The organism is Paenibacillus peoriae KCTC 3763 (assembly GCF_000236805.1).
In the GTDB taxonomy this organism is placed as follows: domain Bacteria; phylum Bacillota; class Bacilli; order Paenibacillales; family Paenibacillaceae; genus Paenibacillus; species Paenibacillus peoriae.
Genome location: NZ_AGFX01000041.1, coordinates 147,656 through 164,937, shown reverse-complemented (window position 1 = coordinate 164,937; position 17,282 = coordinate 147,656). Strand labels below are relative to the sequence as shown.

The following is a 17,282-nucleotide window of genomic DNA, read 5'->3' as shown; positions in this document are numbered from 1 at the left end:
TATGAATAAAGCTTTGAATATACTCATTAACGTTTTAAGTGAGCCGTCCGTGCTAGTTGCGTTGATTGCTTTGGTAGGGTTGCTGGCTCAGCGGAAAAATCTCTCGGATATCCTGAAGGGGACGACCAAAACGTTTGTAGGATTTCTTGTCATCAGCGCAGGCGCAGGTGTTTTGCAGCAAGCTCTTGCACCTTTTGGCGATATGTTTAAAGCAGCGTTTCATGTAAGCGGTATCGTTCCCAATAATGAAGCCATTGTGGCTATTGCCGTGAGTAAGTACGGTTCCTCCACCGCACTGATTATGTTTTTTGGTATGATTGTGAACCTGCTGATTGCTCGTTTTACACGATTTAAGTACATTTTTTTAACAGGTCATATTACGCTATACATGTCATGTATGATTGCTATCATTTTATCAGTGAGTGGTTTCACATCCGTCTCCCTTATCCTTTTTGGAGCCCTGACTGTAGGTATTTTCATGTCGCTTTCTCCAGCCGTTGTGCAGCCATTTGTCCGCAAATTAACGGGCAATGACAATGTGGCTTTGGGGCATTCTGGTGCGGTCGGCTTTGCGATTGGCGGGCTGGTAGGTATGGCAGTGAAAGGCAAGAAAGACATTGTATCCACTGAAGAAATCAATTTCCCGAAAGGACTTGGCTTTCTGCGGGACAGTACGGTCAGTATTGCATTAACGATGGCGGTCTTCTACATCATTGTAGCCATTTTTGCAGGTCCGGCTTATGTCGAAAGTCACTTGAGTAATGGGAAAAACTATATTTTATTTGCGCTACTTCAGGCGGGGATGTTTTCGGCAGGCGTATTTATCATTTTGTCGGGTGTACGTCTAGTCTTGGCTGAAATTGTACCGGCATTCAAAGGGATTTCCACGAAAATTGTACCGAATTCCAAACCGGCGCTGGATGTCCCCATTGTTTATACCTATGCTCCGAACGCGGTATTGATCGGCTTCTTCTCCAGTTTTGTGGGCGGGATTGTCAGCATGCTCATCCTGGTTTTATCCGGCGGGATTGTTATTTTACCTGGGGTTGTCCCACACTTCTTCACAGGAGCGGCAGCAGGAGTATTCGGAAACACCATGGGCGGTGTGCGGGGCGCCATTTTAGGCGCATTTGTGAACGGGGTGCTCATCAGTTTCATGCCGATTCTATTAATACCTGTATTAGGGGATCTCGGGTTAGCCAACGCGACCTTCTCCGATTCCGACTTCGGTGTAGTGGGGCTGTTCTTGAGCGGGCTAAACCAGATGGGTGGAAAAATGATAACGATGATCGGGATCGGTTTGGTGCTACTCATTATGATTTTGGTAAGCCTGAAAAAGCCGAAAAGCAGCGCGCAATAAATAATACAAATGAACACTATAAAAAAACAAGGATCAGGAAGAGAGGACAAACTTTATGAGATTTGATCAGCAAGACCTTCAAGCCGTCATGGCCATCCGAGCATTATCTTTAGACGCGATTGATAAAGCAAACTCTGGGCATCCCGGATTACCTTTAGGTGCAGCACCTATGGCTTATGCTCTTTGGTCACAGGCATTACTTGTAAATCCCAAAAATTCGCGATGGGAAAATCGGGATCGGTTCGTTCTGTCTGCTGGCCATGGGTCCATGCTCCTTTACAGTCTGCTTCACTTATCCGGTTTTGATGTGACGATTGACGATTTGAAGAAATTTCGGCAGCTAGGTTCCCGAACGCCCGGGCATCCAGAAGTCGGACACACCGACGGTGTAGAAGCAACGACGGGACCCTTGGGACAAGGGGTGGCGATGGCTGTTGGCATGGCATTGGCAGAACGGCATTTAGCAGGTTTATATAATAAGGAGTCCTTTCCGATTGTGGATCACTACACGTATTGTCTGTGCGGAGATGGTGATTTAATGGAAGGCGTGGCTAATGAAGCGATCTCTCATGCTGGCCATGAGCAATTGGATAAATTAATCATGCTATACGATTCCAATGACATATCGCTGGATGGAGAACTGAGTCACTCTTTCTCAGAAAATATAAAACAGCGGTTTGAGTCCAGTGGGTGGCAACATATCTTGGTTACAGACGGTAATGATCTTAGCGAGATTACTGCAGCGATTGACTTGGCACGAGAAAATCATACGCAACCTACAATTATTGAAGTGAAGACTGTGATCGGGTTTGGCTCACCGCATGCAGGTACGCATAAAGTTCATGGTTCACCTCTGGGAGAAGCAGGAACGGCTGCGGCAAAATTGAGCTATCAATGGGAACTACCGGCTTTTACCATATCAGAGGAAGTCTATACTCTTTTTCGTGAAAAAGTAGCAGCTCGTGGTGCCAAAGCCGAGGCTGAATGGCAGGCCCTAATGGTGAAATATACGGAAAGTTATCCAGAACTGGCTAAACAGTTTCATGACAGTTTTACCAATACACTGCCCGTAGATTGGGAAAAACCACTGGCTGATTACGAAGCAAGCTCAAGTAAAGCAGGCCGAGATACCAGCAGTGACATCTTGAACTTGATTGCACAGCAGGTCCCTTATTTATTTGGCGGTTCGGCTGACTTAGCGAGCTCCAATAAGACATTAATTGCAGGAGATGAACGTTTTTCTAAATCAGCTCCTGCTGCACGCAACATTTGGTTTGGTGTACGTGAGTTTGCGATGGCAGCTGAAATGAATGGCATAGCGCTGCACGGTGGGTTAAAGATTTATGGAGGGACTTTCTTTGTATTTTCCGATTATTTAAAAGCAGCTATACGCTTGGCGGCCATTCAGCAACTCCCGGTGATTTACGTCCTAACCCATGACTCCATTATCGTAGGAGAAGACGGACCTACCCATGAGCCGATCGAGCAACTGGCAGGATTGCGTGCGATGCCGAATTTAAATGTAATCCGTCCCGCAGACGGAAATGAAGTGATCGCTGCCTGGCATATGGCGATCTCATCAGTTTCAACACCGACAGCACTTGTCCTTACACGTCAGGCTTTGCCGGTCCTTGCAGGCAGTTCTGAAAAGGCATTGGAAGGTGTGAAAAAAGGCGGATATATTTTAGCGCCTGCTTCCAAAGAAGTACCAGATTTGCTGTTAATCGCAAGTGGTTCAGAGGTGAAGCTGGCTATCGAAGCACAGAGTATCTTGGAAAGCGCAGGCATTTCAGCATCTGTCGTAAGCTTGCCGAACACATCTGCTTTTGATCAGCAGGACGAAGCTTACAGAGAAAGAGTCTTGCCCAAAGCAATACGTGCCCGCGTTGGCATTGAAATGGGGGCAAGCTTTGGCTGGGAACGCTATATCGGTCTGGACGGTAAGATGTTAGCCATTGATCGTTTTGGCGCATCTGGTAAAGGAGCCGAAGTTGTAGAGGCCTTTGGCTTTAACGCAGCCAATATCGTTGCTTTAGCGAAAGAGGTACTTGCTGAATTAAGGAAATGATAAGAAATTAGAAACACTGAAAAGGCGCAAACACGCTACAAAGCAGTTACACAAAAAAAGTCGTTCATTAGATCAATCTGATGAGCGGCTTTTTTGATATGTTTCTAACGATGTAACTGAATCACATATTTTCTAAACAAATAAAAGAAAAATGAAGGACATTTTAAATAATGTAGCATTCGTGTCATTACTCATTGTTTAAAATCTCTTTAATAATATTTTTCGCTAGCTTAATTTTTTGAGGATTTGCTTTTCTAAGCAATGTCATTAGTTCATTTAGCTCTGTTTCATGCTCTGTAACTTTAATATCCTCATTTACATAAGCAAATAGCTGAATCAAGTCTACGTCTAGGGCTTTTGCGATCTTAGCTACATTGATCAAAGAAACATTCTTTTCTCCTCGTTCGATCTGTCCAATGTATGTAAAATGAAATCCGCCTTTTTCCCCAAGAGCTTCTTGCGAGAGGCCTTTTTCTTTGCGTAAAACTCTTATTCTAGCCCCAACCAGCTTTAACACTTCTTTGTCCTGCATTTATCTACACCCCTTCATATTAAAAAGTGTAGACAAGTTTTTCTTGAGTAAACATGAGACTATAAATCGTATATTTAGTATAAATTATATTTATAGGTATTGTATTAGAGTATAATGAGACTAATATTGAAATTCTCTGGAGGAATAGATATGACAAGAAATCCTTCTACCCTTAACCAAAGCCGCGCCCAGCCATCCAGATCCACAGAACACCTACATAATTCCATAACGGATTTTCACAGCCTGTCCCAATACCACATGAAACTAGCCCGAATCCTGCAAGAACATAACCAGCATCAATGCTGCATTATCCTGTGTGACTGGGCTTTGACCTCTATGCTGAAAGCTCTATATATGAAAGAGAACAACAGCTCTTTCCCTCCAAGATTCCTGTCCATGACTGACCTACTGCATTTATTACATACACTCCGAAGCCTACCAGCCCATTTTCTAAGCGTTCTTACTATTCTTAATAAACTTTCCAATCTGCCCTATCGTAAGCCGCTTTTCTTCATATGATAAGGTATGCCTTAAGCAAGGAGGGATTCAGACATGGGTGAAATGGGTTATGGTGGAGCATGGACATCCACAGCTGCGATTCTGGTCTTGTTCATTTTGCTGGTGATTATCACAAAAACTTTTCTGATCTAGTAGCAGATTGGGTTCGGTTACATCCACAACAAGGCCTTCTTTCACTACAGTGAGGGAAGGCCTTGTTGGTGCAGAATAGATGGTAGCCTAGGCATGTTGTCTGCTCTAGCAAGCATTGCTATACTTTACATATAGGGAGAATTTCCCTTAATGATTTGGTATATAGGGATGGCGACATCAATGAAAAAATGGTAATTAATTGTCCAAAGCAGGAGGATACAGAATGAACGCAGCAAGGAGTCCATTTCAATTTACGACAGACATGGCAACTCTGTGCTTATTGGATATAGAGGCGCTTAAGCATCCTCCACAACTTATGCTTCGGTAGAGACAGCCCTTATATCGTCTATTGATACTTTACAATAATGGCATTGCTGATTTGACGTCCGGGTGTGGTAAGGTATGAGCCGTTGTAGTACAGCCCGCTGGAAGCACCGCCGTCCAGATTCATGGCCTGATAAGCACCTGCTTGCTTCATCATTTGGGCGAGCTGTGGAATGGTGGCTCCGCCTGTGGTCAGGAGGATCAGCTTATGATCCCGGGTAATTCCGAGTGCGCTTCTGGCTCCGCCGCCTGTTAATATTTTGGGGTCCTTGAAGCCTTCGGCTTTGACATTGAGGGACACCTGTCCATTCGTCACCAGACGAGGCCCGGCTTGAAGGGCACCTTCAACGTTGCTCAGGCTCAACCGCTGCTCAAAAGCAGAACCCGAAACCAGCTCAGCTAAATGATTAGCATCATAGGAGAAGACCGTTCGCTGGTCGCCAGAGCTTTTCATTAACATTTTTCCGTGGCTGACCAGGTAGCCGTAAGGCGTTTTGTAGGAGCTTTTGGTGTAGGCGTCAAAGAATGTACCATTGATGGCTACAATCGCTTGATTGTGTTTGGCGAGACTGCTTAAATCTTCTACTTTGCCGATAGTATTGCCTGCCAGCGCCACATCCAGACTCACCTTGGGATGGAGCATGGAGATGGTGACCACCTTGGCGGAAAAGGTGCGTGATCCGACCTTAAAGCTTTTGTGAGCCGTCACGATCGGTGAGGTGCTGCCAGGCAGCTTGCCAGTGAGCACCGGCAGCGTGACGGACGTTGTGCCCTGTTTAATGCGTACAGCTGAAGCTTCCTTTTGCCATGAGACCTGCAGGTTTAAATACTGGCTGATGAACTGGAGAGGGACATAGGTAGAACCGTTATCGCTAAAAGGAGCATTTTGCATACGGACCGTCTGCTCATTCACTTTGGCAGTAGCTTGTCCCGTAAATAATGTAAGCCGGGTATTGCCTTGCGCAATCTCTATCTTTTTGTCCGCTGGTGTCATATTGAGCGTAATCCCTTCATAGCTGTTCAGGAGGCGAAGGGGGATAAAGGAATAGTTACTTTGATCCACATAGACCAGCATAGGCGCTGGTGCAGCAGCGTAGGTCGGGGTTACAAGGATTAGCAAGGACAGGATAACAAGTGCGGTGATTCTTTTCATGGATAGATCAATCTCCTTATGTAGTTTTGACTCTTTACAAGGTGCTTGAACTTTTATCGGGTTTTATGAGTTGCAAATGTATGTTTTATTGGATGAGCCATTGCACTGGTAATACTAATATTCCGCTAATGATGAAAATAGCAAATTCTGATAAGCTGAACTTAAAAACACATGGTAGCACGTCATCATGCCAATTGAGAGGAAAGGGGTGCAAGGACATGGACAATAAAGCGGGTATGCGCGCATCCATGCAGGAGCTATTTGCACAGATGGATGAAGCACTTTTTATGGAGGTGGTAGAAAATGTCCCCTTCGAAATGCGTGACGGGGTCGTTGACAAGGAAGGGTGGATCAAGTGGAAGCCCCTTCCTTCGCAGATTACAGAAGAGGAGGTTCGGGAGCTTGAGCAAACCTACCATTTTGAGCTTCCTCCCCTGCTGCGAAGCTTCATCATGTCCTACCATTACGTATCTTTACAATTCGATAACGAAGCCATTCCGGGGGTATATTGGAGCGACTGTACCTTTGTAGAGTTTCCACGTCTGCCTGTGGGCCAAGGCCTAAAGGCATTTTATGATTTGATCAATCAATGGTCACCGCTGCTGTCAGCAGGCTATATTCCATTTGCGATTGCAGAGGACGATCAGGGTCCCGTTTGTTTAAATGCTGGCAGCAGACATAAGGACGGCGATTATCCTATTGTTTGGTTCTATCATGAGGACTTGCAGCATTTGGACGAGGACGAACTGCGGATCAGAAGAAACCTGCTTCCTCATGTGCAAGGACTGTTCCCCTCTTCTGTTGAAATGTTTAACGTCATGTTTAAACAAATCAGATACTAACAGTTCCCTGGAATGGAATTTTACTGTATACCCATCTATGATATTGACATAAAAAATAAGGAATGTTATAAAAAAGGTAGGCTGGCACTCAAATGATGGGAGTGCTAACAAATTTGAATCGTTTGCATAGCTCATACACGCTGGCCCTACATAGGCTCATATCTGAAAGGAGATATCAGAATGGAGAAAAAACAGTTTCAAGCTGAGTCCAAGCGTCTGCTCGAAATGATGATTAACTCGATTTATACGCAAAAGGAAATTTTCCTAAGAGAGCTGATCTCCAATGCAAGTGATGCGATTGACAAAATTTATTACAAAGCACTGACAGATGATCAACTGGTCTTTGACAAGGAAAATTACTATATCAAAGTAACTGCCGATAAGGAAAATAGAACGCTAACTCTGCGTGATACCGGGATTGGTATGACCCAGGAAGAACTGGAAAACAATCTGGGCGTTATTGCTAAAAGCGGCTCGCTGGCTTTCAAAAATGAAAATGAATCCAAGGATGGACATGATATCATCGGTCAGTTTGGTGTTGGCTTTTATTCGGCCTTCATGGTGGCGGATGTTGTTACAGTGACCACAAAGGCCCTGGGCAGCGATACCGCCTATAAGTGGGAATCCACAGGTGCTGACGGGTATACCATTGAGCAGGCCGAGAAGGATGAGGTCGGAACCGAGATTGTTCTGAAAATCAAAGCCAACACCGAGGATGAGTCCTACGACGAATATTTGGACGAGTATCGTTTGAAGGCACTGATTAAGAAATACTCCGACTTTATCCGCTATCCGATCAAAATGGATGTTACAGGCAAACGCCCGAAAGAAGGCAGTGAAAATGAGTTCGAGGATTATGAAGAAGAGCAGCGTATTAACAGCATGGTTCCCATCTGGAGAAAGAACAAAAGCGAGCTGGCCGACGAGGATTATCAAAATTTCTACGCGGAAAAACGCTATGGCTATGACAAGCCGCTTCAGCATATCCATGTTAGTGCGGACGGCGCGGTGGTGTACCAGGCTATTCTGTTTATTCCCGAAAATATTCCGTTTGATTTCTACTCCAAGGAATATGAAAAAGGGCTGGAGCTGTATGCCAACGGCGTGCTGATCATGGAAAAATCCCCCGATCTGCTGCCGGATTATTTTAGCTTTGTTAAAGGTATGGTCGACTCCGAAAGCCTGTCGCTCAACATTTCCAGAGAAATGTTGCAGCATGATCGCCAACTGAAGCTGATTGCCAAAAATATCGAAAACAAAATTAAAGGCCAACTACTGACCCTGCTCAAAAATGACCGGGAAAAATATGATCAATTCTATAAATCATTTGGCAGACAATTGAAATTTGGTGTCTACAACGATTATGGCCGCCATAAAGAGACACTTCAGGACCTGCTCATGTTCTACTCTTCTACAGAGAAGAAGCAGGTTACACTGGATGAATATGTATCTCGTATGCCTGAGGATCAGAAGTATATTTATTATGCTTCTGGAGAATCCAACGAGCGTATTGAAAAGCTGCCGCAGACCGAAATGGTAGCCGACAAAGGCTACGAAATTTTGTACTTCACCGACGACATTGATGAGTTCGCGATTAAAATGCTCTTAAGCTACAAAGAGAAAGAATTCAAATCCGTCTCGAGTGGCGATTTGGGCATTGAGACTGAAGAAAATGAGAAAGTAACAGAAGCGGAGCAAAACGACAATAAAGAGCTGTTCGAGTACATGCAGGGCTTGCTGGAGGGCAAGGTATCCAGTGTCAAAGCCTCCAAGCGCTTGAAGACGCATCCGGTATGTCTGTCCGCAGACGGCGAAGTGACGATTGAGATGGAAAAAATCCTGAACGCCATGCCGAATAACGCCGATGTCAAAGCAAATAAAGTGCTGGAAATCAACGTAAACCATGCGGTGTTTAACTCTTTGAAAGAGGCTTTTGCCGAGGACAAGGAGAAGGTCAACCTCTATACGGCTTTGCTGTATAATCAAGCTTTGCTGATCGAAGGCTTGCCACTGCAAGATCCGGTTGAATTTACGAACGATATTTGCAAAATCATGGTTTAACACATTTTTATTCTGCACAAAGCCGTTCCCGCACCGGGGACGGCTTTATTCATGATGAAAAGACTAAAACACTGTTCGCCACGTTCAGTACAAAGGAGGTCATTTACATGAGTCAGGATTGGGACAACCTGGAGTTCCAGAATGTAACTCGCGACGAGCTTATTATTCCTGATTTTGGGGTTTGTAAAATTTTTGTGACATGCTGATGTGAATTTTGACACAGCAAATTATCGTTTTTCTTGATTATTTGGTGGGATGTCTTTATAATCATTTTGTTTGCAAGAATGATTAGCGATTAGCGTATGGAATAAGGAGGTTATTTATTTTGGGAAAAGCATTGATTATTGGCGCCGGTGGCGTGGCCAGCGTTGTGGTGCATAAGTGTTGCCAAAACCCAGATGTATTTGAAGAAATTTGTATCGCAAGCAGAACTGTTGAGAAATGCGATGCGCTTAAAGAGAAGCTGGGTGGAGGTCGTACTAGGATACAAACGGCTCAGCTTGATGCTGACAACACCGACATGGTCATTGACTTGATTCGAAGCTTTCAACCGGATGTAGTTATCAATGTGGCTCTCCCTTATCAGGATTTGACGATCATGGATGCCTGCCTTGAGACAGGTGTTCATTACGTTGATACGGCGAACTATGAACCGCCGGATACGCCGAAGTTTGAATACAGCTGGCAATGGGCCTACAAAGAAAGATTCGAAAAAGCGGGAATTACAGCTCTGCTGGGCAGCGGTTTTGATCCAGGTGTGACTGGAGTATTTACAGCTTATGCTCAAAAACACTATTTTGATGAAATTCACACGATTGACATTGTGGATGCGAATGCAGGGGACCACGGATATCCTTTTGCAACTAATTTTAATCCGGAAATCAATATTCGCGAAATTACGGCGAAGGGCCGTTACTTTGAAAATGGAGAGTGGATTGAAACTGAGCCGCTTTCTGAGAAAAAGGTATATGACCTTCCTGAAATTGGACCGAAAAACATATATCTTTTGTACCATGAAGAACTGGAATCTCTTGCAGTGAACATTAAAGGCGTGAAAAAAATCCGTTTCTGGATGACGTTCTCGGACAATTATCTGAATCATTTGAACGTACTTCAAAACGTAGGCATGACTTCTATAGAGCCTATTGAGTATGAAGGACAACAAATCATTCCACTGCAATTCCTGAAAGCCATTTTGCCGGACCCGGCTTCTCTGGGACCAAGAACGAAAGGTAAAACAAACATTGGCTGTATTATCCAGGGTGTAAAAGATGGAAAGCCAAAAACATATTATGTTTACAATGTTTGTGATCACGAGGAATGCTATGCAGAGGTTGGCTCCCAAGCCATTTCCTATACAACAGGTGTTCCGGCCATGATCGGCGCTATGCTTATAATTAAAGGCATTTGGAAAAAACCAGGCGTTTACAACGTTGAGGAATTTGATCCAGATCCATTCATGGAAGCACTGAATAAACACGGATTGCCATGGCAAGAGAACTTTACGCCAACGTTGCTTGATTGAGGTCTGCGATGAATATTGATATTACTGGACTTCCATCACCTTGTTATCTTGTTGACGAAAGACTTCTTGTCAAAAACCTTGAGGTTTTAAATTCCGTTCAAGAGCGCACAGGCTGCAGTATTCTGCTCGCTCTTAAGGGATTTTCGATGTTTTCGACCTTTCCTCTGGTTGGCAAATATTTAAAAGGCGTAACCTCCAGTTCGTTGTTTGAGGCAAGACTTGGTCGCGAAAAAATGAACAAGGAGGTTCACGTATACGCACCTGCTTATGTGGATAGTGAATTTGATGAGCTACTGGAGTATGTGGACCATATCGTTTTCAACTCCTTTGACCAACTGAAACGCTTCAAAGCCAGAGTGCAAGGCGTAACCTCCAAGAAAATAGACATCGGAATTCGGGTGAATCCGGAGTATTCGGAAATCGAAACTCCGTTGTATGATCCTTGCTACAACAACTCCAGAATGGGTGTGACCCTGGCTAACTTTAAACCTGAGGAGCTGGAAGGCGTAGACGGTATTCATTTTCACACGATGTGTGAACAGAATTCAGATACGCTGGAGCGCACTATTAAAGTTGTGGATGAGAAATTTGGACCATACATTAAGCAAATGAAATGGCTTAATTTCGGCGGCGGTCATCATATTACCCGAGAAGACTATGATCTGGACACGCTGGTACGCTGTATTCAATATTTTCAGGACAAATACGGTGTGCAGGTTTATCTGGAGCCAGGCGAAGCCATTGCTTTGAATACAGGCTATCTGGTTGCTACCGTGCTGGATACGATGAAAAACGGAATGGATATTGCCATTCTGGATACTTCGGCAGAATGTCATATGCCTGATGTGCTGGCTATGCCATACCGCCCGAATATCATTGATGCAGGAAAGCCTGGTGAGTATGAACACACTTACAGACTCGGTGGCCTTACCTGCCTGGCTGGAGATGTGATTGGAGACTACTCATTCAAAGAGCCATTAAAGCCTGGAGACAAGCTCGTATTCTGCGACATGGCCCATTACACGATGGTCAAAAACCACATGTTTAACGGAGTCAACCTGCCAGCCATCGCCAGCTACAACGACGAAGAGGGCATTAAGGTGATCCGACAGTTCTCCTACGAGGACTTTAGCTCTCGTTTGTCGTAAGGCATAGACAGTGTGAAACAACTGAGTGTACCAATTGCATGATCTAAAAAAGAGCCTGGCCCCTTAAAAAGGGGGCCAGGTTTTTATAATAGGGTTAGTTCCAACCACGAATCAGGATACCTTATTCAAAACTATCTTTATGGGTTGAATTTTATGAAGACATATAACGTATGATATACTTGTTTAATTGGGAATATATTTAAAGTTGGACTTGATGAACGTAATGAAACGATAGGTGGAGGTGAAATATATGTTCGACCCGACGGTTTTTGATAATTTAAAAGTGGCTATAGAAAATGCGGTTTACGATCTGGATAATCTGGATTCACGTATTGAAATTACGCAGCGAATCGATAGATTGGAAATGTCCGTAATGTCGCGTGAATTTGGCGTGCAGTTCAGACTGAAGGGACACCCGGGTGTGACAGCAGAAATTCGCTTAAAAGCAGATTTAAGCAATTTGGCAGCAGAGATTTTAGAAATTGAAGATCAAATTCCGGGATGTGGCTTGTTGCTGCGTTTTAATAAGGAGATTCATGAGATTGAGACGCAATGCAGCCGGATTGAGAACATACTGACCCAAATTTGGAAGCCCGATCTTCGGCCTGTCCAAATACTTAGTTTAATTTATGGAGAGAAGGCGCCTACATACCAAAACAGGATTGAACTGCGTTTTTCCAGGCAAATAAACGAAGAACAGATGGAGGATATTCCAGAGCTGTTGGAACATATTTTGCTGACGCTTATGGAATTGAGCAAGGTCTGAAGTTAGGGGAAAGGAGCCTATAGATAATACAATGAATGAACACGATTTCTCTGAAATATATGCGGTCATGGAGGCTTCTTTTCCGGAATCAGAATGCAGGTCATTTGAGTCTCAAAAGGCTTTATTGAAGCATCCTAGCTATCGCATCATTACTGAAAAGAATGAGCAAGGCAAAACGATCGCTTTTTTGGCAAGCTGGGAATTTACACATTTTCGGTTTGTAGAGCATATTGCGGTAGATCCGGGCATACGTGGCGGCGGGTTAGGTAAAAAGCTCATGAGCAGCTTTATCACAGAGTCTAATAAGCCGATAGTGCTGGAGGTTGAGCCGCCAGTGGATGAATGGACTCGAAGAAGAATCGGTTTTTATGAACGCTTGGGATTCCATCTGAACCATTTTGAGTATGTGCAGCCCCCATTAAGAGAAGGACAGGCTGATCTGTCGCTTCAAATTATGAGCTATCCAGGTGCATTGTCTGAACAGGCGTTTGCTCCGTTTAAACAGATTCTATATACCGAGGTTTACGGGCTGAACCATTTTTGGTATAAAAGTTAAATGCTTTCGTGTTCGATTGGTATACCTTTAATTGAATTTCATCATGCTGCTTCTTGACCCAATCTAGTAGCAACTTACTTAAGTAAGTTGCTGAAAAATAAAAAAGACCGTCCGTGGAATAAAAACAACTTGATTTTATGATCTATGAGAGATATAATCTTAATTACGGTGATTGAAGACATCATCATTAATATTAATATGCGGTCGTGGCGGAATTGGCAGACGCGCACGGTTCAGGTCCGTGTGGGCTAACCCCCCGTGGAGGTTCGAGTCCTCTCGACCGCATCAATTTAACAATGAACGAGCTCTTGAGTTTCCTCTCGCGGAGATTCAGGAGCTTTTTGCATACTCGGAATTTGCAAGGTATTGCTCATCACTTGAGCTGTATTCAAGATGAACATAAATATTGGCGGTCGTGGAATAATGGCTATGCCCCAACCATGCCTGAATTTCCTTTAAGCTGACACCGTTAGCAAGCAGTAAGCTGGCACAACTGTGCCGTAGATCGTGAAATCGAATCCGCCGTAAATTATGCTTTTTCAGGACTAGTGGAAAATGTTGAGTAATATAACCCGGCTTAATTCGCTCTCCTAGCTTATTGATATAAATGTAGTCCTGATATTGGTTGCTGTAAGAGTCTTTGTACAAAGCCTGATTCGCTTGTTGCTCCTTCCAGTAGCCGCAAAAGCAGTTCCAGGAAGACGGGAACGAGTGGTAAGGTGCGATAACTCGATTTGTTTTTGGCCCGGTCTTTCGCCACAATGATTTGTTTGCCTTGATACGAAACTGGGATAACCGTGTGCTTTATGGTAATCGTCTGATTCTGAAAGTTGATTGCGTCCCATTTTAGTCCGACAATTTGGCTTCGTCGCAGTCCGTAAAAAGCTGCCAGAATAACAGCTAACTCAACTGGATCGCCTTTCACGAATTCGAACAAATCGTTTAGTTCATCACTTGTGTAGTAGCCCCCGATAAATCAACTACGATTACCGTAGACTATTCCAAGGTTTAATTGTTTGATTTAAGGACGAGTAGTACACGGCAAAAGAAATCTTTTTGAAAAAAACGAGGTTACATTGGGCGATATATATGAAGCTATAAGTATTGTTCCCAATGAAGCAGCAATTGATGTGGATTGTGGAGTAGCCGGAGAACAATTAGATGTTGAACTTGAAAAGATTCTCCAAGAAGCCGAGTTAAAGACAATTGAATATTTGCGAGGTTACACGATTGCCCAATTGATGGATCGAGTCCAATTCTTTAAAGAACAATGAAACTCGATGGCTAACATTAAGTTGCAGAATCATATGCAACTTTTTATTAGAATAAATTGTGCTTATTTAAAGCACAAAAAAAAGAAAAGAGTCTCAATAAATATCACTTTAAAGATTCCTCTCTGGATTGGACTGTAGTCCGAATTATCTAAACGCATAGTATAAGAAGAATGATTATGAAATTTCGTTCAGTGATAGGAAAGTTTATTTATCGCTTGGTAAAGGAATATTTTTATATCAAGAAAATTCCGATCATTTCCAATTAATTAGGAGAGGTTTAGATGACAATTTTATTGGTTATTATGCAAAGCTTATTAGCGCTCATGTTCTTAATGGCAGGATTAGGAAAAATTTCAGGTTCCAAGATGCATGTTGATGGATTTAAGCATTGGGGATTACCGCAATGTTTCCGAGTCGTAACAGGTATTGTTGAACTTGTTGGTGCGGCCGCATTAATCGTTGGCTATTGGGAATCCAGTTGGGTAGCCTTGGGAGCATTAATACTTGGTATTACAGGTATCGGCGGTATTATCACGCATATCCGAGTTAAGGATTCCTTCAAGCAAACATTTATGATTCTTTTACTTGCGATTATCGGAATTGTTTTATTTGCAATAAACGCATCCGATCTTGCGGATTTTCCGGGATTTAATTAAATGAAGGATCAGGAATTTGAATTTGGGATCTATTCGTTAGGTGAAAGAATCCCTGCACCATCGGGACAGACTATAAGTGCAAAAAGCCGGATTGATGATATTATTGCCGCTGCAAAGCTGGCTGATGAAGCCAGTCTTGACCTCTTTGGAGTTGGGGAACATCATCGTTTGGATTTTGTCACTTCATCCTATGCCATAATTCTGACCGCCATTGCTCAAGCGACAAAGAACATTCGCCTAACGAGTACTTTGTCCGTTATTAGTACGGCTGACCCGGTAAGAGTATTTGAGGATTTTGCAACGCTGGACTTAATATCAGGCGGACGTACGGAACTTATTGCGGGTCGCGGAGCTTTCTTGGAATCATTCGAGCTCTTTGGAGCGGATTTAAGAAATTATGATGAATTGTTTGAAAATAAACTTGGTTTATTGCTGAAGTTAAACGAGCAAGAGCAAGTTTCCTGGAAGGGTCAATTCAGACCAGAGCTAATAGATGCGGATATTGCCTAGGCCATTGCAATCTAAACTCCCGATCTGGATTGGAGTCGGGGGAACGCCGGAGAGTGCCGCTAGAGCGGGGCGATTGGGTCTTAACATGGCACTTGGTATTTTGAGTGGAGATCCAAGAAGAGTTAAACCGCTTGTGGATATTTACCGGGCCGCAGGCAAAGCGGCAGGGCATGACCCATCGAAGCTAAGAGTTTCTGTCACAGGTCATGCATACATTGCCCAGACATCTATTCAAGCACTTGATGAGTTCTATCCTCACTACATGAACTATTTTTCCTATTTCATGAAGGAGCGAGGACAACGTTTTTGGATGTCACGTTCAGACTTAGATATAATGACTGCTCCAGACATTGTTCTTGCGATCGGAAGCCCGCAGCAACTCGTTGAAAAGATTCTCTTTCAGCATGAGCTTTTTGGTCACAGCCGATTTATGAATCAATTCGACATAGGGGGACAGCCACTGTCCAAAGTGGCGAAAGCCATTGAACTACTAGCTTTAGAAGTTGCCCCGGTTGTTCGCAGAGAAATACGAAAGAAACAAAATACTGTGTAAAGAATGGAGAAGATAAAAATGAAAATTGGTGTAAATGGTGCAAGCGGTAATTTAGGTACAGCGACGGTAAAACATCTGTTGGAGCGTACGGTTGGGAAGCATAGCGTTGTCGCCATCTCACGTTCTCCGGAGAAAATTACAATTGATGGCGTAGAAGCTCGATTCGGCGATTACGATCAACCATCATCGTTAATCGAGTCTTACAAAGGCTTAGATCGGCTACTACTTATCCCCTCAACCAGTTTACAGCCAGGTGCTCGTGCGGTTCAGAACATTGCAGCTATTGACGCAGCCGTAGCAGCCGGTGTGTCCCACATTGTCCTTATGTCGTCTGCTGGGGCGCGGAATGTGCAAAAACCGAACATCGCAGCCGACTACTTTGCCAGTGAACAGCATTTGATGCGCAAGGCTCGCCAGTGGAGCATCCTGCGCATGAGTTACTATGCAGAGTCTCTAATAGAGGAAGCACAGATGTCCTTGGCGCATGGCGTACTCACGGGTATAAACGAAAACAAAGTGAGCTTTGTCTCGCGTGACGACCTGGCTGCAGCAGCAGCTGGTCTGCTGGTCGGCAAAGGTCACGATGGTGCGATCTACACAGGTACCGGGCCAGAAAGCCTAACTGGTGCGCAACGTGCAGAGGCCATCGCTAAAGCAAGCGGTAAACCATTAGCATTCATTACACTGCCAGCCGAGACGCTCCAAGCACAGTTTCAGCAGGCGGGACTTCCGGTAGAGGTCATAACTGCTATTGTGAGCATTCAACAGAATTTTTCTAATGGTGACTTCGATATCGTTACGGGAGACATTGAGAAACTGTCTGGTCGTCCAGCACGAAACCTTGAATCAATACTGTCAACCACATTCCAGTAAATTGTATGTGGGAAATAAATGATTAAGGGACAACTCGGGAGAGTCATCCCTTAATCATTGCAGGCACGATAAGACTTATATTTGGCCGCCAATGAATATGTAGGAACGATATTTGTTCTTGTCATCCAATAACTGTATGACTTTGACGTCTACAAAAGGCTTGAATTTCCTGATGGATTCTCTTTCCAAGATACTATCTTGTAATTGGACCGACTGATAATTTTCATTCTGGTATTTATGTAAGATCAATCTCTTTACTTATTGGGAATCTCTGTTCAAAATACTAGCATGTGATTTTGAAGAGTTACTCCCTCGAAAAGGTGGCTACAACTACAGAGAGATTGACGGATACGATAGCTAAGTAAAAGCATTATGGCAGCCGGCCGAAAGGATCGGTTGCTTTTGCATTGAAGTAACTGGCTGGATAGCT

The 17,282-nt window shown here is 43.8% G+C and carries 18 protein-coding genes and 1 tRNA gene; 15 read left to right on the top strand and 4 right to left on the bottom strand.

The genetic code is table 11. The features are described 5' to 3' along the window. The first annotated feature begins 1 nt into the window (after window position 1). Together KQI_RS0121910 and tkt are read left to right on the top strand one after the other, a co-directional pair. A complete protein-coding gene (locus KQI_RS0121910) occupies window positions 2-1,360 on the top strand; it encodes a PTS ascorbate transporter subunit IIC (protein ID WP_010349014.1) in 1,359 nt (452 codons plus the stop codon). A 55-nt stretch (window positions 1,361-1,415) separates the two neighbouring features. Further along, window positions 1,416-3,428: a transketolase gene (gene tkt, locus KQI_RS0121905; protein WP_010349013.1), complete on the top strand. Its 2,013-nt coding sequence runs from the start codon at window positions 1,416-1,418 to the stop codon at window positions 3,426-3,428. 187 nt (window positions 3,429-3,615) lie between these two features. Here the strand turns inward: tkt and KQI_RS0121900 are convergent, their stop codons facing one another. After that, the gene (locus KQI_RS0121900) at window positions 3,616-3,960 is read right to left on the bottom strand and encodes a helix-turn-helix domain-containing protein (RefSeq protein ID WP_010349012.1); all 345 of its coding nucleotides are present in this window, start codon (window positions 3,958-3,960) and stop codon (window positions 3,616-3,618) included. Between the two features lie 552 nt (window positions 3,961-4,512). Here KQI_RS0121900 and KQI_RS29050 point away from each other — a divergent pair. Next, entirely contained in the window at window positions 4,513-4,611 is a 99-nt protein-coding gene (locus tag KQI_RS29050) for a hypothetical protein (protein WP_010349011.1), read from the top strand. A 346-nt stretch (window positions 4,612-4,957) separates the two neighbouring features. Here the strand turns inward: KQI_RS29050 and KQI_RS0121885 are convergent, their stop codons facing one another. Then, on the bottom strand, window positions 4,958-6,088 hold the full coding sequence (locus KQI_RS0121885) for a phosphodiester glycosidase family protein (RefSeq protein WP_010349008.1): 1,131 nt from the start codon (window positions 6,086-6,088) through the stop codon (window positions 4,958-4,960). A gap of 218 nt (window positions 6,089-6,306) precedes the next feature. On the opposite strand from KQI_RS0121885, the gene KQI_RS0121880 reads away from it, so the two are divergent. The 7 genes from KQI_RS0121880 to KQI_RS0121845 all read left to right on the top strand — a co-directional run bounded on the left by KQI_RS0121880 (window position 6,307) and on the right by KQI_RS0121845 (window position 13,271). After that, window positions 6,307-6,930, top strand: a complete 624-nt coding sequence (locus KQI_RS0121880) for an SMI1/KNR4 family protein (protein ID WP_010349007.1) — start codon at window positions 6,307-6,309, stop codon at window positions 6,928-6,930. Window positions 6,931-7,110: 180 nt separating this feature from the next. Continuing rightward, entirely contained in the window at window positions 7,111-8,991 is a 1,881-nt protein-coding gene (htpG, locus tag KQI_RS0121875; RefSeq protein ID WP_010349006.1) for a molecular chaperone HtpG, read from the top strand. Window positions 8,992-9,316: 325 nt separating this feature from the next. Continuing rightward, a complete protein-coding gene (locus tag KQI_RS0121865) occupies window positions 9,317-10,516 on the top strand; it encodes a saccharopine dehydrogenase family protein (protein ID WP_007429757.1) in 1,200 nt (399 codons plus the stop codon). Window positions 10,517-10,524: 8 nt separating this feature from the next. Next, on the top strand, window positions 10,525-11,664 hold the full coding sequence (nspC, locus tag KQI_RS0121860) for a carboxynorspermidine decarboxylase (RefSeq protein ID WP_010349005.1): 1,140 nt from the start codon (window positions 10,525-10,527) through the stop codon (window positions 11,662-11,664). A 250-nt stretch (window positions 11,665-11,914) separates the two neighbouring features. After that, window positions 11,915-12,430, top strand: coding sequence for a hypothetical protein (locus tag KQI_RS0121855; protein ID WP_010349004.1), 516 nt, complete (start codon window positions 11,915-11,917; stop codon window positions 12,428-12,430). A gap of 31 nt (window positions 12,431-12,461) precedes the next feature. Next, window positions 12,462-12,986, top strand: coding sequence for a GNAT family N-acetyltransferase (locus KQI_RS0121850; RefSeq protein WP_010349003.1), 525 nt, complete (start codon window positions 12,462-12,464; stop codon window positions 12,984-12,986). Window positions 12,987-13,186: 200 nt separating this feature from the next. Next, window positions 13,187-13,271, top strand: a tRNA-Leu gene (locus KQI_RS0121845). A gap of 45 nt (window positions 13,272-13,316) precedes the next feature. Here the strand turns inward: KQI_RS0121845 and KQI_RS29860 are convergent. Continuing rightward, window positions 13,317-13,634: a tyrosine-type recombinase/integrase gene (locus KQI_RS29860; protein WP_411830864.1), complete on the bottom strand. Its 318-nt coding sequence runs from the start codon at window positions 13,632-13,634 to the stop codon at window positions 13,317-13,319. After that, complete coding sequence (locus tag KQI_RS29560; protein ID WP_029390283.1) at window positions 13,582-13,923, bottom strand: site-specific integrase; 342 nt, start codon at window positions 13,921-13,923, stop codon at window positions 13,582-13,584. The genes KQI_RS29860 and KQI_RS29560 overlap by 53 nt, the downstream gene beginning before the upstream one ends. Before the next feature lie 139 nt (window positions 13,924-14,062). On the opposite strand from KQI_RS29560, the gene KQI_RS27215 reads away from it, so the two are divergent. The 5 genes from KQI_RS27215 to KQI_RS0121815 all read left to right on the top strand — a co-directional run bounded on the left by KQI_RS27215 (window position 14,063) and on the right by KQI_RS0121815 (window position 16,852). Next, the gene (locus KQI_RS27215) at window positions 14,063-14,260 is read left to right on the top strand and encodes a helix-turn-helix domain-containing protein (protein ID WP_010349002.1); all 198 of its coding nucleotides are present in this window, start codon (window positions 14,063-14,065) and stop codon (window positions 14,258-14,260) included. A gap of 281 nt (window positions 14,261-14,541) precedes the next feature. Beyond that, the gene (locus KQI_RS0121825) at window positions 14,542-14,916 is read left to right on the top strand and encodes a DoxX family protein (RefSeq protein ID WP_010349001.1); all 375 of its coding nucleotides are present in this window, start codon (window positions 14,542-14,544) and stop codon (window positions 14,914-14,916) included. Then, entirely contained in the window at window positions 14,917-15,426 is a 510-nt protein-coding gene (locus tag KQI_RS29685) for an LLM class flavin-dependent oxidoreductase (RefSeq protein WP_326117063.1), read from the top strand. It begins immediately after the preceding gene. Window positions 15,427-15,430: 4 nt separating this feature from the next. After that, a complete protein-coding gene (locus tag KQI_RS29680; RefSeq protein ID WP_326117064.1) occupies window positions 15,431-15,979 on the top strand; it encodes an LLM class flavin-dependent oxidoreductase in 549 nt (182 codons plus the stop codon). 3 nt (window positions 15,980-15,982) lie between these two features. Further along, window positions 15,983-16,852: an NAD(P)H-binding protein gene (locus tag KQI_RS0121815; protein ID WP_338390684.1), complete on the top strand. Its 870-nt coding sequence runs from the start codon at window positions 15,983-15,985 to the stop codon at window positions 16,850-16,852. Window positions 16,853-17,282: the final 430 nt, after the last annotated feature.

Excerpts from the sequence above, each read along its gene's own strand:
- KQI_RS0121910 (WP_010349014.1), top strand. The coding sequence starts at position 2 with ATGAATAAAGCTTTGAATATACTCATTAACGTTTTAAGTGAGCCGTCC.
- tkt (WP_010349013.1), top strand. The coding sequence starts at position 1,416 with ATGAGATTTGATCAGCAAGACCTTCAAGCCGTCATGGCCATCCGAGCA.
- KQI_RS0121900 (WP_010349012.1), bottom strand. The coding sequence starts at position 3,960 with ATGCAGGACAAAGAAGTGTTAAAGCTGGTTGGGGCTAGAATAAGAGTT.
- KQI_RS29050 (WP_010349011.1), top strand. The coding sequence starts at position 4,513 with ATGGGTGAAATGGGTTATGGTGGAGCATGGACATCCACAGCTGCGATT.
- KQI_RS0121885 (WP_010349008.1), bottom strand. The coding sequence starts at position 6,088 with ATGAAAAGAATCACCGCACTTGTTATCCTGTCCTTGCTAATCCTTGTA.
- KQI_RS0121880 (WP_010349007.1), top strand. The coding sequence starts at position 6,307 with ATGGACAATAAAGCGGGTATGCGCGCATCCATGCAGGAGCTATTTGCA.
- htpG (WP_010349006.1), top strand. The coding sequence starts at position 7,111 with ATGGAGAAAAAACAGTTTCAAGCTGAGTCCAAGCGTCTGCTCGAAATG.
- nspC (WP_010349005.1), top strand. The coding sequence starts at position 10,525 with ATGAATATTGATATTACTGGACTTCCATCACCTTGTTATCTTGTTGAC.
- KQI_RS0121855 (WP_010349004.1), top strand. The coding sequence starts at position 11,915 with ATGTTCGACCCGACGGTTTTTGATAATTTAAAAGTGGCTATAGAAAAT.
- KQI_RS0121850 (WP_010349003.1), top strand. The coding sequence starts at position 12,462 with ATGAATGAACACGATTTCTCTGAAATATATGCGGTCATGGAGGCTTCT.
- KQI_RS0121825 (WP_010349001.1), top strand. The coding sequence starts at position 14,542 with ATGACAATTTTATTGGTTATTATGCAAAGCTTATTAGCGCTCATGTTC.
- KQI_RS29685 (WP_326117063.1), top strand. The coding sequence starts at position 14,917 with ATGAAGGATCAGGAATTTGAATTTGGGATCTATTCGTTAGGTGAAAGA.
- KQI_RS0121815 (WP_338390684.1), top strand. The coding sequence starts at position 15,983 with ATGGAGAAGATAAAAATGAAAATTGGTGTAAATGGTGCAAGCGGTAAT.